The sequence below is a fragment of the Microvirga calopogonii genome, from assembly GCF_003347665.1.
In the GTDB taxonomy this organism is placed as follows: domain Bacteria; phylum Pseudomonadota; class Alphaproteobacteria; order Rhizobiales; family Beijerinckiaceae; genus Microvirga; species Microvirga calopogonii.
In genome coordinates this window covers 16,319-29,759 of sequence record NZ_QDGA01000056.1, presented here as the reverse complement: position 1 = coordinate 29,759, position 13,441 = coordinate 16,319, and the positions used below count along the sequence as shown (strand labels likewise).

The following is a 13,441-nucleotide window of genomic DNA, read 5'->3' as shown; positions in this document are numbered from 1 at the left end:
ACGGGATTGTCCCGCAGCGAAGGAGCCCTGTCATGACACAGCAGACCACAGCTGAGACCATCGCCACCATCGGCATCGACCTGGGCAATACCACCTTCCACCTGATCGGCATGGATGCCCGCGGCAGGATCGTGCTGCGCCGCAAAGTCTCGCGCGGGCAGCTGTTGCCCTGCCTGGCCAATGTGCCGGTCTGCCTGATCGGCATGGAGGCCTGTGCCGGGGCTCATCACGTCGGGCGTCAGCTCGCCGCCCTCGGCCATGATGTCCGTCTGCTGCCGGCCCAGTACGTCAAACCGTTTCTCAAAGGGCACAAGAACGACTATCGCGATGCCGAGGCCATCGCCGAGGCGGCGCAACGTCCAACCATGCGCCCGGTGCCGCTGAAGTCGGCCGAGCAACTCGACTTGCAAGCCCTGCACCGGGTGCGCAGCCGCCTGGTCGGGCAGCGCACGGCGGTGATCAACCAGATCCGCGGCTTCCTGCTCGAGTGCGGCATCCCGGTGAGGCAGGGACTTGCCGGTTTACGAGAGGCTCTGCCCACTCTGCTGTCCCACCGCACGGACGTGCTCTCGCCGCGCATGATCCACCTGATCGAGGATCTGGCGGGAGACTGGCACCGGTTGGATGAGCGCATTGACGCGATCACCGGGGACATCACGGCTCTGGCCCGTCAGGAGGGGGGCTGCCAGCGGCTGATGGGGATCCCGGGCGTCGGCGTGATCACCGCCAGCGCCATGGTGGCGGCGATTGGCACCGGAGCGGCGTTTACCAAAGGCCGCGATTTTGCCGCCTGGCTCGGTCTCGTGCCCAAGCAGATCTCGACCGGCGGCCGCACCATCCTGGGTGGCCTGTCGAAGCGCGGGAACCGCTACTTGCGCACGCTGTTTGTCAGCGGCGCCCAAGTTCTCCTGCAACACCCGGGCCACTGGCATGGGCACGGCTTCGGCCGCTGGTTGGCCGCGGCACGGGCCCGGCTGCACCGGAATGTGCTGGCGGCCGCCTTGGCTAACAAGCTCGCGCGCATCGCCTGGAGCGTGCTGTCCCACGCGAACGGTTACGATCCGGAGTTTGCCGCACGGACGGCCTGAGCCTGCTCAGACGGCCGACAGTTCGAGGATAGAGTTCCCGCCGCGGTTCGCGAGAAGGATGTGACAGGATGGATGAACGGTTGCCCGGCGCATCGGAAACCTGATTAAAAAAATGGCCTCCGAGGTCTCGGGACTAGAGCGCGTTGACATTCACTTGGTCCAAATGAATGCGCTGACGAGGCAAAGGAGTGACATGAACGCCCGCGGGGTCTGTTCGTAGCGGGTGGCGATGCGTCTGAAGTGCTTGATTTTCAGGAAGAAGCGCTCGACGAGGTTGCGCTCGCAATAAAGGGCATAGTCGCAGGCAACTTGCGGCGATGTTGCCCTGGGCGGGATGACCGGCACGGCATCCTGGCTCTCGATGGCCTCGCGCAATGGCTTGGCATCGTAGCCCTTGTCCCCCAGGACATGGTCGGCGGGAAGATCAGCGATCAAGGCTTCAGCCTGAGTGATATCGCTCGCTTGTCCCGGCGTCAGGATGAAGCGGAGCGGATTGCCCAAAGCATCGACGACGGCATGGATCTTGGTGGTCAGCCCGCCGCGGGAGCGTCCGATCGCACGAGCCTCACACCCCCCTTTTTGCCTGCCGCATGCTGGTGCGCCCGGACAATGGTTGCGTCGATCATGATGTATTCGAAGTCGGGCTCATCGGCCATGGCGGCAAACAGCCGATCCCAGACGCCGCTCTTGGACCAGCGCGAGAACCGAACAAAGGCGCTGTTCCAGTTGCCGAAGAGGTCCGGCAGATCTCGCCACGGCGACCCTGTTCGGGCTAACCAGAGCACGGCTTCCACGAACAACCGGCTATCGACCGCCGTTCTGCCGGGATCCATGCGTTTGCCCGGCAGATGCGGCTCCATCCGATCCCATTGGTGATCTTTCAAAATCAGACGCACTCCGCTCACCCGAACCTCCGCTCCCAAAAGGAGCTTGAATCAGAGTTGCGAGCCCGCGGGAATCCTGAATGTCAACGCGCTCTAAGCAGGCCCGGTGCGCGCGGATTCCCATGATGGCCCGGAGCTCAGGCTCCATCCAGAGGCCGGATAGATTGATGCGAACCGTCCCTCATCCAATCTGAAACAGCCCTCTTGCAACGCACGGCCGGTCCATAGATTTTTTATAACTGAAGCCGCGCCGGCACAGGAAGCGCGAGAGCATCGCGGGAGCCGCCACGATCCCGTGCTCGTCCAGCAGCCGAGCCGCCAGTTCGGGCATGGTGATGGCCGGTCTTGCCTCGACGGTCTGGATCAGGAAGCTCTCATAGGGCACCAGCTTGCCGCCCCCGGGCGGACGGCCCTGACGGGCCGGCGCCGGCGAGCCGGTGTTCCGCGTGCGCCGCACCAGCTTGATGGCGAAGCTCTCGCTGACGTCAAAGCGCTCGGCGGCCGCCCGGCAGGTATGGCCCGCCTCGACAAAGTCGGCCACCCGCACCCGCAGATCGAGAGAATAGCAGTGACCCATGATCCACCTCCCGTTCCAGAGAGTGAATCACAGATCGCGCCAGCCTAAAACCCGAAGAGTCGAATTTCCAGTCCGGTGCTCTAGCTCCGCGATTTGAGTCTTCCTAGACGTCACGAGTTAAGTAAACGAGTGATGCCAGAATAGGTGGGTTGGATCAGATGCTATCCTATCAGGGTTTGTGCTTGACCTCGTTCAAAACGCACTAATGCATTGGTATAAACGACATAGAGGCAGTCAACCAAGACTTGACTAGACATCGCAAGGCAGCTGTTGAATGCAGAGCCCCGGTTCGGCTCCTCCTCAGCACTAGATTGAGGAGGAAATAGCCTATAGGACCAACCATAAATGGCGTATTGATCCTCCGCTCGCACGCGGCGTACCATCACCGCGCCATCGTGAATGGCTGGATTAAGCTCAAGCGCTCTCAAAAGACTTTCGGAGAAACGATGATCAAGTGGCATTCCCGTGTTCGGCTCGGGGTGACGCTTCATAGGCGCGCAGTGAGGTGGTGGTGTTATTCCAGTGAAGAGGCAGAAGATCAGCGGTGATACTCCCAACTGGAGCGCAAAAAGGTGAACAAATGCGGAGTCTATGTCATCCATGTGATTTACAGATCCCGTGCTGGTGCTCATAAACTGGTTCCATGCTCCATCTCCTCCCCATTCGCCTGATTCTGCTTGTTTTCTCTGTTCTCGTTGGTCTCTCCGTTCTCCTTGCTGGGTATGCAGGCTGGGTCGGTGGTGGCGATACTCTCCGTGACGCAACAGGTCTTATCCGCTGGTCTTCGACCATGGCTTCAGCCTTGGTCATTACCTGTTTCATGGGCTGGCGCTGGATTCCAGCGGTCCAGCTCTTCATTTTCCCTTATCTCGGCGGAAAATGGTCCGGCACTGTTCGGTTTGAAGGTCAAAATGGTCCGGACCAACGTGACGTGTCCCTCGAGATCAAGCATACATTGTTTGGCCTGAAGCTACTCCTTGATAGCGATGAATCAACCTCTTGGACACTTGTTGTGCATGCAGACCGGAATCCAGATTTTGACCGCTATCGCCTTTACTATGTCTACTTGAATGAGCGAAAGGAAGGTTGCCCTGGAGCTGGTGAGCGTTACCGAGGGATAGCCGTTCTCCGAGTTGTCTGGGTGACAAAGCCTGAGCTTCAAGGCGATTACTTTACAGACACTCATCGCCGAGGCACGCTCCACTTGAAACGCAACGTGGTCACGTCTTGGTGGAAGATCTGGCGTTAAGATCAGAAATACCCAAATTGGCAGAGTAAGCTCTATAAAATTCTTCGGACAGGCTTGTATGGGGTAGGCGGATGCAACTCGGATAGCGGCTCACCCAATGGCCGCAGCTTGTAGCCTCCTGAAGCATCGCAAACCAATACGTGAAGGCCCTCTGGCGGATCTGCCTGTCCGACGATGATGAGAACAAAGGCGTTGAGAGCGTGGGTAGATCGACGGAAGGCGTCGGTCATGCTCTCGAGATCGAGCGGCGATGGTACAGGCACGCGCTCGGCGTGGGTATGCCAGTCCCCAACGAAGTGCAAACCTTGCCGATGCCGACGGAGGATCTCGCGCTGCTCAGCTCGCCGGTCGGGCATGTACGTGTGGCGCGTGCGCCGATCGGTCCATCGTGGCCCAGTCGCTTCTTCAACCAAAATCTGTCCCGACTCAACACGGGCAAACAACTGACCTCCAGCTTCCCGCTGGTACCACCTGAGCTGGCGCCGATGCCTAAAGTGCGACAGAACTTTATCGGATAAAACAAGGTTCTGCCCCGAGCGCCCGATAGGATATGCAATCATGTGGTCTCCGCTGGGCGACAGTACTCGCACCCATCTGGATGCCAAGGCCACTCGTCTATGAGGCCGCCCTCCGGATAAAGGCGCGCTTTCGGCTCCCACTCCTTGCTCCAGCGTCCGCCAACACTCTCCATGTACGATCGCCGTCCGCACCAGACCCGATGGGTCGAGACTCCTACCCTGCCGAGCAAGATATCGATGGCAAGCTCAGCCACCATGTTGTTTATGTACCCAAGCTCGACTGGTCCATACGGTTGATAATGGACGCCGCAGGCTGGCTCCTCCTTGGCTCCGGCTCCCTCATCTGGCCAAGCGGTTATTTGGAAACGCGGAACGCCCGTGCGACCAATGCCGCAGTGCAGACAGCCCCCCGTGCCAGCGATGGCAACAGCGTGGCCGGCGCATGCATGAGCCTCAGTCCATGCATAGACGACGGGCTTCGAACGGCCAGCTGAAATGTGCCAGTTGTCGAGCGCGCTGTCCGCGGCCCAACTTCCTGTTGCGCAAACGACTAGATCGGCATCGCCGATATGCTCCCCATCAATGACAAGCGCCTGCGCCAGTGTGTTGTGACCGTCGATCCTGAGATGGGGATAATCGGCCCGCAATCGGGCGGCCAGCTCCACCGCTTTGTTTTTACCTACCGAACCGGCTCCGAGCGGGTGCCGGCCAACGTTAGCCCAGGCGAGATCATCGGAGTCCACGAAGTTCAGTCGTCCGACACCCGCCTGGGCTAGTGAAACGGCAACTGGCGCGCCAACTGAACCGCAACCAATGACTGTCACGGTGGAAGCGAGCAGCCGCTCGCTCCGCGGATCCTGCCCCCGGCCATGGATCCATGGCGGATCGGCACGAAAGATGCCGGAGCGCAGGACTGGCTCCTCTGCGAAGTATCGTGACGCTGCAACAGTTGGTGGTACCTTTCCGGGTCGGAAACCGCGTGTGAGCAGGTCTGACCGCCGCCTCCAACCCACGCTCGTCAATCCTGGCCTCGGGACTGTAACTGCTACAAGGCCAGGGCCATGCCGGCCTTCAGCACCGAGGACAGTCACAATCTGATTAGGAAGCTTGGCTGCGATTGCGTCGAGGATCTCCGCCGCACCGTCGCCGCACTCCCTTGCGAGGGACCGCAGATCGGCTGCCGAGCGTGGATAGGCGGAAGGCAGGAGCGGCTCCTCCAACCAAAGGAAAGCCGCCCCCTCCGTGCGCAAGCGTACTGGCCCGCGAGTTGGAAAGCGGTTGTGGGTCCAAGCAGACAAGGCCGCATCGGTCTCGGCCAGAACGTTGAACCGTTCGCCACGGAACAGTCGTACGGCGCGCGTCGGTCCGTGGACTTCAAGGAGACTATGAAGGCAGGCGTGCGGGAAGTTGATGTCGTACGCCCAGTAGGTGAGAAACTCCTCCCTGAAATCACGTGCGACAATGTCGCCTTGGATTAGTTCTTCGACGAGTCTGCAGCCCTTCGCGAGGAGATTGATCGTGACTCCTGCCGGATCAGTCGGATCGCACTCGGCCTCATTCGGCAATAGGCAGAGAACACCATCACTCTCGACATGCGGCCATGTCAAAGATGGCGGATGATCGACAAGAACAATTCGGGGTGAGATTTCGGGGAAAAACGACCCGACAGCCACGTCCATTCGGCGCATGATGCCATCCAGAAAGGTCACCTCAAGGCGCCATCCACCGACAAAGGGACGTTTGTTGCGATACTCCGCAAGCGCGTGCTCATCCAGCCTCTCGGGCACGCGGCCAGTTATGCTGGCGAGTCTGGCTTCGACCGCATCAGCGGCGGCCTGCCACTGACGAGACCGGACCAGTCGATCAAGCATGCCGCCCCCCACCCTCCTTACGAACGGCGTCACGCGCTACCGCTTCTTGGCTGATGAGAAGGCCGGATGTAAGAATGGCGGGGCCTGTCACAGAAGCTGCCGCTTTGGCCTCGCGCTCGTAACGATCCATGAAGAACGTGGTCGCGAACACCTTGTCCCAACACTTCAGCGCCTTTTCGCGCGTACAATCTACTTCGAAGAGTGGAGCGAGGTTGTTGATGGCTTCCGTCAACTTCTCGCGCAAGAAGCGAGCCTTGGGGTCTTCATTCCCACTCGTGATGGTCTCATTGGGCGTGACCGGATGCTGGATATTTAAGTTCCATATCAGCCGGTCGCGAATGGCCTTCATTGTATCGTAGAGTGCACGATCTTCGCGCGACTGGTCGGCACGGTAGCATTCCGTCACGAGCTTCGTGATGCCGAAGCCACTCAGGATTTGACCGCTCCAGCTGTCGCGGCTGCGGGCAAACTTCTTGATCTGTCGGACTGTGCGTCGAAGCTGACGTCCGTTGGAGACATCTGGGGATTGTGCATTGTTCTCCCTCTCGAACCAAACCGTGACGTTGCGCGCATCCGATCGCTTCCAGCCAGAGCTCGCGGCAAGTTCGTAGTGGAAGATTTCATTGCCGAAGATGTCTTTTGTCGTGACGCGCCGATACACGGGTACATCTACATGGTACCCAGCCTCATAGTACACGCGCACACAGTTACTTCGCACCTCGGGTGCTTGCTTGAAGCTGCCATCGTCAAGTGCGTTCCGGACCATTTGCCGAGCCTGGAGCGATGACATCTCCGCGCCGCGTTCCCCGACTAAGTCCTCTTTGGCGAAATACACGCCATCGTCGATGTCATAATCACGCTCCGGATGTTGCACCATGGTCTTCATGGCATAGGAACCTTGGGACTTGAACTCCAGAGGCGCGGGCTTGCCGGCATCCTTCAACCCCTTCTTCAGCCGGTCTCGGTTTGCATTGCGCCGGTCTCGCATCTGGGTGCGATCCGCCTGCGGCAGCGTCACGGCTTCGTCATGGTGGGCAAGAATGTCTTTCGCGCAATCAAACATCAGAAACTCCTCGTACGCAGACTCAAGATGCATCACGCTGCAGCGTGACAGGGAGATTGCTCATCGGGCGCTTGGCCATGGCCGGCGCATCGTCAAACACCGAACAGATAATGCGCCCTTCGCGACTTGTGGGATCGCCGCACTTGCTGTTCGTCATGTCGGCGTCCGTGCGTGCCTGATTGATCAGAGCATCGAATGCAGCTTTGGTGGTATTATCGAGCTCAAGATGCGGAACCAAGGCCGCGGGAACTTTGTCGCCTGGGAAGCGAATTATCTCGCAGCGGCGGTCGAAATGCTTGGCGAGCATCCGCGCCATGTTGTCGTAAGCGAATTCCTGAGCATCCACGGAAAGGCTGGCTGCCAGACCGCCAAACTTCCAATCCGGCAGACCGCGGTGGAGTTCGTCCTGTGCGATCTGCTCCCCAGCCGGTCGTGGGCACGTGCCCATACACAGGATTTGGATCTCCTGACCCGGTTCTGTCATTTCAAGAGCATCAATCAGGCCAACCAAGACAGGGTTGTTGGCCCAGAGCCCTCCGTCGACAAAGACGTTGTAACCGTCCACCGTGGGGCCGTCCGGGTGCGGCAGGAGTGCGAGTGAACGATAGACAGGCGCGGCGCTCGTCGCTAGGCACACGTCAACGAGCTTGTACCTGTCGTCGCGGTGGCTCGAGTTCGGGAGATGCGGGGTCTTGAACACCCAGCTGCGGTGCTGGCTCATTTCCACAGCAGTGATGGCCAACGCGATCTTTCTCTCCTGCCAGACGTCTCCGATCCTGACGTCCCCAAGTCGCTCATGAAGCGCTTTCCTCAGAGCCTCGGTGCCAGCAGCTATGTCCTGAGGCCGTTTACGAATGTCCTGGACCAAGCCGATGCCGAGACCTTCGGGCAGTTGCCGGGGAAAAATTGAGGGCCCGTATTTCCTGTAAAGCGTAACAAGGTCTCGCAACGGCACCCCCGCCGCAAGCGCACACGCAATGATTCCGCCGGTGCTCGTCCCGACGATTAGGTCGAACGCCCCGCCCACATCAATCCCATCGAGGCCCCGACGGCGCGCAAAGGTTTCTGAGATTTTTGCGAGGTAAGCGGCCGTGTAGGTGCCGCGCATGCCACCACCATCAAGACTCAATACACGAAAGGGTTTGGGGTCGGGCATACACACAAGTCCAAGCAATCGGTGAATAACCGTCCCTCGTGCGCAGAGCCGTTGATTGACGCCAGGGCGAGGTAGGCATACAAACTATATGCATCCGGTTTCACGATGCGTCAAGAGACTTGATTGATATTGTTTATATACGGATAGGAGACGGGGTGAATATGAACGACCTGGAGCATGACACCCCATCGAAAGAGCGTATTCGCTGGAGCGTGGAGACACGCCTTGAGTTCATCGAGTTTAGATTGTTTTGGGAGGGGAGGATCAACCGCAGCGACCTCGTGCGCCACTTCGGCATCTCGGTCCCACAAGCTTCAACCGATCTGGCTCGTTACCAAGAACTCGCGCCAGGGAACTTGGTCTATGATCGGAATGCCAAGGCGTACTTTGCCACGAATACGTTCACACCTCAGATCTTTGAGCCCTCTGGTGAGCGATACCTTGCTCAGTTGCGTTTGCTCTCCGCCGGGCTTACCCAGCAGGCCGAGTCTTGGTTAGGTCACATTCCAGACTATGCCACCGTGCAGCAACCATCGCTCAGGCAAGTCACCATAGGAATCGTGAAGGCAATCGTTGATGCAGTCAGAATGCATCGCTCAGTTCAGATTAAGTACCAGTCAGCTTCCGCTATTGAGCCTAACTGGCGGTGGATCTCGCCGCACGGGCTCGCTTTTGATGGCACTCGCTGGCATGCTCGCGCCTGGTGCCATCGCCACAATGATTTCAGAGACTTTGTTCTAACGCGAATGCTAGAGATCAGCGAGAGTCGACCTTCTGGAATTGATCCACAGGAAGACATCGAATGGCATCGTGAGGTTACACTCCTGCTAGCTCCAAACCCCAAACTCGATAAAGCGCGCAGGCGTACCGTTGAGATTGATTATGGTATGACGAACGGTCGCCTAGAGTTCTGCACGCGCTTGTCTCTGTCGCAGTATCTGGAGTGGCAGCTAGCACTCGATGTAGACCCAGATCAGGTTGACCCGAAGCGACACTCGCTTGTTCTCCTCAATCGAGAAGAAATCAACTTCGAGCGATTACAAGCGCGATCCCAAGCAGCAAGTAAGGGAAAGCAGAACTCAATGCCTTCCGATTTTCAGCTTAGTTGATTGCGCATTTGTTAGCCCATATAGCCAATACGGGGAGGGGGCAGATGTTCACTTATTGTGTTACTTTCAGAATCGGGAATGGTACCGTCGAGGGGAAGACATACCAAGACCGCTATAATCAACTGTTAGACAACATCACTGGTGAGGGCGGCGCCTACTGGGGCGAGCCCACGTCATTCTACTTCGTCCAATCCAGCCTCATAACGCCGGAGTTTTCCAAGAAGACAGTGCGTGGCCTGAGCCCAAAAGATGACTTGGTAGTGGTCTTTGATCCGAGCGACATGTCAGCCAACTATTTCGGGCCTATTGAGCATGTGGACGTGCTCCTAGGTTTCCTGCCGACTGCGAAGAAGCTGGCGTGAAGGCCCACAGGAACCCAAGCAGCGCTGAGGCCATTCGGTAGCCAATTCTATCTGCACCAGCCCTATTCGCCCGCCTTTGCTGCCTTCTACAACCCCGCGATGGAAAACAGAGTGGCCTCAGCATCGCCTACGTAGCCAATGCGCAAACTCCCCGGAGAAATGGCCTCACTCGAATTGGCTATGGCTCGCTTCTGGCATCGAAGGCAAGCCCAACAAGAGAAGCAAAAGTCAACTACCATCGCCGAACTGCCGTGCGTGCAACCCTGATCGCCTCGCGTAGACAATGCGCTTGCGTTGTTGGCTCCAGCTACACGGCCAGTTATCCACAAATTTATATTTTTCTTTTGAATTTGAGACAACGCCAGTGAGACAATCCAAGTTGGACCGTCGAGTTAGCACCCGCGAGAGACCAGATAGAATCGTCGTAATTCTCTAGACCTCAAGATTGAGACGATACGGCTATTAAAAGAATCACGGCCCTTGGGCTTGGCGTGGATAGTGTTTCAATGTTGATCGAATTGGTGGAGCGTGGCGAACGTGTTGACGTCGCCCTCTTCGCTGATACGGGCAGTGAGCGCCCGCAAACCTACCAGTACCTGCCGATCTTCAAGCAGTGGCTTGAGGAGCGCGGCGTTCCTCTGATAGTGGTCAAATACCAGCCGAAGAACTATAAAAATTTTCCCCCTTATAGAACATTAGAGGAAAATTGTCTTACGAATGGTACATTGCCATCGAAAACGTTTGGTTATGGAAGTTGTTCTCAGAAATGGAAGATCCAGCCGCAAGATCAGTGGGCTGACAATTGGGAGCCTGCACGACGTTGTTGGGCTGCGGGTGGCAAGGTAATCAAGCTTATTGGCTATGATTGTAGCCCAGCCGATCAGAAACGCTATAGGGAGCGTGAAGGATTCACAGATAATAAATACGAATACAGATATCCTCTTAGGGAACTTGGCTGGCGGCGAGAGGACTGCATTCAGCGGATTCGAAAAGCTGGGCTTCCCGTTCCGATCAAAAGCGCCTGTTTCTTCTGCCCTGTGACAAAGGCTCATGAGCTCCATGACCTCGAGAAGCCGCTCCTCCGGCGGATCGTATTGATGGAAGCAAGGGCAAAGCCGCGGCTCAAGGCGGTTGACGGGCTTTGGCGCACGCCTGTGAAGGGCTGTCGAGGTGCTACGCCACGTCCGGGGTCCATGACGGAGTACATCATCGACAAGGGCCTCTTGCCAGAGGACGAAGTCCGCATGATCGTCGAATTGGCTCCAGAGCACCTCATGTCATGGCAGGCTTCCGTTGCCAACATAGATATTTCCGAGCGCCCCGAAATGCGCCGCTGGATTGAGTTCTTCGATATGACCTCCGGCGACCTGATGCGAACTGGCTCGACGCCAAATCTCTACGCTGGGATGGAAGTGCCGTCCGCAGCAAACGAAGATGCCACTCCTGCCGCAGCAGCTTAAGGGCACGTCAATGTCAGAGATCGACTCTCCGCTCCTCGTCTTGACCTCCGAAGAGGAAGCAACGGCAATCCTCTCCATGATGGAAGGCATGCTCGACATACTCAAAGACGACGGGTTGCAGAATTCTCCAGACTATGAAGATCTGGACGCAGCCCGCGAATGGCTCTCGAAAGCAACCGAAGGGCAGACTTTCCCTGCTCGTATACCGGTTGGACTATCCGCAGCCGAGCAGACGATGCTTCGCAATTCCATCGCGAATGTGAGTGATCAGGGAGAGTTTTGGGATGACGGAGAGGGCTCTGCCCAACCCTTTACAGCTATCATCGAGAACTATAGCGGAAATCCCTGATCCGTCTCGCTACCAGTTCCTACAGCGCGCCTGCTCGTATCTGTAGTTTTCGACTGTGTCGAGCGATGCATTCAACCGCCGAGACTGCTCCATCATTTGATCAAACACCCGTGCCGTAGCCTCAACAATCCGATCAAAGGACAATTGCTGGGCTTGCGCCGAACTCAGCTGTTGGGGAGTCAGCGAGGCTACGGCATTGTTGATGTCAAACTGAAGCCGGCCCGCATAAACCATGATCGAATTCCGGTAAATCCGAACATGCTGCATCTCATGCAGGCGGATGTTCTCATATTCACACGTCCCTGGCCGGTACTTCGACGCAATAAATACCTGGATCGGCTCCTTGAAGCCTAGGGTCACGGCAACCGCTCTTGGCCGATAACAATCCCTCGTCACCTCACCCTGCAGCTTCAGATCGTAACTCGGGCGAGCTTGCGCCAGTCCATTGATGTGCCATCCCGCCAATGTTTGAAGCTGGTGCGGAGCCGATGCGGCGGCCGCTACATCGGGAGTTGAGCTTAGGACGATCTGAGGCTCAGGAGTCTGCACGCTCACCTGAACGGGCACTGGTCGGCATTGGCCAAATGCTCCGGTCGAAACAATGCTGACGACGGCGAATGTCGCCAAAACGGAATAGCGCAAGAGTCTCTCCTGATTTGCGAAACCGAAATAAAAAGCACTTTGTAATCACTATAATGCGGCGCCCCCTCGCCCAAAAGGCGCCAGCCGCACAAATCCGCCCGATTCCGCAGGATTTCCGCCAATCCTGAAACGGACAGAATTGAATCTAATCCCCAGAACAAGGAGAACAGACCCATGGCGACCCTGATCCTGAAGACTTTCCAGGCTTTCCCTGCAGAGGGACCACACGGTGCGCCTCGTACGGCCCTCGCCCGCCTTCCCGAGACAATCCCGTTCCCTGATCGGTCGGTAACGATCACATCTGCTGCCGACGCCCAGGCCGCATTTGAAACCTACTGCGAGGATGCGACCGCTGCCGGTAAGCCAGCGCACGCCTTCGGTGACCTCAAGAAGGGCGACCGAGCTCCCCGTGGGTTCAAGGCCCTGAAGCTCGAGCGCTACGTCAACGTCTGATCTTCGGGCCACTAGAGCGACGGTACACCCCTATGGCAACACTCATCTTATCCAGTCACCCCGCCTCATCAGATGGATCTGGCTTCAACTCGATCCATTTCAGTCTATGCAATGAGGAAACGCCCCTCCCACGGGAAACTGTGGAAATCCGGACTGCTTCCGACGCGTCGGAAGCCTTCGAACAGTATGTCGAGAAGGCGATAGCCACCTCGAAAGGAACCTGGGTCTCGGCCAGCCTTCAAAAGGGTGACCGTGCTCCCAATGGCTTTCGCAAGCTGAAGCTGGATCGGTTCGTCAATGTCTGACGGGAACACCATCGACCTCTCCGAACAGGGATTCATTATCGAGGGGAATGGCGACACGTTCGCCCTTCGCGATCCCAATAGCGACCTGATAGTCGCTGAGGTCCGCTATCACCCGGTCGAAGGCCTAGAGCCCTTAGAAACACCCTCTGGCCAGATTGCCACCCAGATGGCAGCTGCGCCGGTCCTCTTAAGGGCATTGGAAGATGCTGAACAGGAGATCGACAACCTCCTGACAGATCTCACCGAAGAACCTGAGGAGGACAGCCTTGCCCAGAAATGCTTGGCCAAGGTCCGGGCCGCGATTGCCCTCGCAAGGCAAAACTCTCCCTCAGAGGCTTAGGCTCCTCATTTCCCG

The 13,441-nt window shown here is 57.7% G+C and carries 16 protein-coding genes; 8 read left to right on the top strand and 8 right to left on the bottom strand.

The genetic code is table 11. From position 1 onward, the window contains the following. Positions 1–32 precede the first annotated feature (32 nt). Complete coding sequence (locus DDF70_RS25490) at positions 33–1,088, top strand: IS110 family RNA-guided transposase (protein WP_114947574.1); 1,056 nt, start codon at positions 33–35, stop codon at positions 1,086–1,088. Positions 1,089–1,238: 150 nt separating this feature from the next. Here DDF70_RS25490 and DDF70_RS25485 read toward each other — a convergent pair. The 3 genes from DDF70_RS25485 to DDF70_RS36930 all read right to left on the bottom strand — a co-directional run bounded on the left by DDF70_RS25485 (position 1,239) and on the right by DDF70_RS36930 (position 3,181). Next, positions 1,239–1,948, bottom strand: a protein-coding gene (locus DDF70_RS25485; RefSeq protein ID WP_205772475.1) for an IS5 family transposase whose coding sequence is annotated in 2 segments (ribosomal slippage) — positions 1,239–1,669 and positions 1,669–1,948 — 711 coding nt in all. Because the reading frame shifts where the segments join, the coding sequence is not laid out codon by codon here. Between the two features lie 205 nt (positions 1,949–2,153). Continuing rightward, a complete protein-coding gene (locus DDF70_RS25480; protein WP_114947572.1) occupies positions 2,154–2,549 on the bottom strand; it encodes a helix-turn-helix domain-containing protein in 396 nt (131 codons plus the stop codon). Between the two features lie 161 nt (positions 2,550–2,710). Then, on the bottom strand, positions 2,711–3,181 hold the full coding sequence (locus DDF70_RS36930; RefSeq protein WP_162820658.1) for a hypothetical protein: 471 nt from the start codon (positions 3,179–3,181) through the stop codon (positions 2,711–2,713). Between the two features lie 11 nt (positions 3,182–3,192). Here DDF70_RS36930 and DDF70_RS36925 point away from each other — a divergent pair, with 11 nt between their 5' ends. Further along, a complete protein-coding gene (locus DDF70_RS36925) occupies positions 3,193–3,798 on the top strand; it encodes a Cap15 family cyclic dinucleotide receptor domain-containing protein (protein WP_162820657.1) in 606 nt (201 codons plus the stop codon). Positions 3,799–3,830: 32 nt separating this feature from the next. On the opposite strand, the gene DDF70_RS25475 is transcribed toward DDF70_RS36925, so the two are convergent. The 4 genes from DDF70_RS25475 to DDF70_RS25460 are packed head-to-tail and all read right to left on the bottom strand — an operon-like array spanning position 3,831 to position 8,406. After that, complete coding sequence (locus DDF70_RS25475) at positions 3,831–4,358, bottom strand: Mov34/MPN/PAD-1 family protein (RefSeq protein ID WP_114947571.1); 528 nt, start codon at positions 4,356–4,358, stop codon at positions 3,831–3,833. Next, a complete protein-coding gene (locus DDF70_RS25470; RefSeq protein ID WP_114947570.1) occupies positions 4,355–6,187 on the bottom strand; it encodes a ThiF family adenylyltransferase in 1,833 nt (610 codons plus the stop codon). Before DDF70_RS25470 ends, DDF70_RS25475 begins: the two co-directional genes overlap by 4 nt. After that, entirely contained in the window at positions 6,180–7,250 is a 1,071-nt protein-coding gene (locus DDF70_RS25465; RefSeq protein ID WP_114947575.1) for a cyclic GMP-AMP synthase DncV-like nucleotidyltransferase, read from the bottom strand. The genes DDF70_RS25470 and DDF70_RS25465 overlap by 8 nt, the downstream gene beginning before the upstream one ends. 22 nt (positions 7,251–7,272) lie before the next feature. After that, positions 7,273–8,406 carry a CBASS cGAMP-activated phospholipase gene (locus DDF70_RS25460; RefSeq protein WP_114947569.1) on the bottom strand — a complete coding sequence of 378 codons (1,134 nt, stop codon included), beginning with the start codon at positions 8,404–8,406 and terminating at the stop codon, positions 7,273–7,275. A gap of 161 nt (positions 8,407–8,567) precedes the next feature. Here DDF70_RS25460 and DDF70_RS25455 point away from each other — a divergent pair, with 161 nt between their 5' ends. The 4 genes from DDF70_RS25455 to DDF70_RS25440 all read left to right on the top strand — a co-directional run bounded on the left by DDF70_RS25455 (position 8,568) and on the right by DDF70_RS25440 (position 11,686). Then, the gene (locus DDF70_RS25455; protein WP_114947568.1) at positions 8,568–9,515 is read left to right on the top strand and encodes a helix-turn-helix transcriptional regulator; all 948 of its coding nucleotides are present in this window, start codon (positions 8,568–8,570) and stop codon (positions 9,513–9,515) included. Positions 9,516–9,559: 44 nt separating this feature from the next. Then, positions 9,560–9,877: a hypothetical protein gene (locus DDF70_RS25450; RefSeq protein ID WP_114947567.1), complete on the top strand. Its 318-nt coding sequence runs from the start codon at positions 9,560–9,562 to the stop codon at positions 9,875–9,877. A 506-nt stretch (positions 9,878–10,383) separates the two neighbouring features. Further along, on the top strand, positions 10,384–11,337 hold the full coding sequence (locus DDF70_RS25445; protein WP_205772474.1) for an adenine nucleotide alpha hydrolase family protein: 954 nt from the start codon (positions 10,384–10,386) through the stop codon (positions 11,335–11,337). Positions 11,338–11,347: 10 nt separating this feature from the next. Beyond that, on the top strand, positions 11,348–11,686 hold the full coding sequence (locus DDF70_RS25440) for a hypothetical protein (protein ID WP_162820656.1): 339 nt from the start codon (positions 11,348–11,350) through the stop codon (positions 11,684–11,686). Between the two features lie 9 nt (positions 11,687–11,695). Here DDF70_RS25440 and DDF70_RS25435 read toward each other — a convergent pair whose 3' ends face one another. Beyond that, positions 11,696–12,328, bottom strand: coding sequence for a hypothetical protein (locus DDF70_RS25435; RefSeq protein WP_114947565.1), 633 nt, complete (start codon positions 12,326–12,328; stop codon positions 11,696–11,698). Positions 12,329–12,502: 174 nt separating this feature from the next. Here DDF70_RS25435 and DDF70_RS25430 point away from each other — a divergent pair, with 174 nt between their 5' ends. Together DDF70_RS25430 and DDF70_RS25425 are read left to right on the top strand one after the other, a co-directional pair. Further along, positions 12,503–12,781, top strand: coding sequence for a hypothetical protein (locus tag DDF70_RS25430; RefSeq protein ID WP_114947564.1), 279 nt, complete (start codon positions 12,503–12,505; stop codon positions 12,779–12,781). A gap of 297 nt (positions 12,782–13,078) precedes the next feature. Beyond that, positions 13,079–13,426 carry a hypothetical protein gene (locus DDF70_RS25425; protein ID WP_114947563.1) on the top strand — a complete coding sequence of 116 codons (348 nt, stop codon included), beginning with the start codon at positions 13,079–13,081 and terminating at the stop codon, positions 13,424–13,426. Positions 13,427–13,441: the final 15 nt, after the last annotated feature.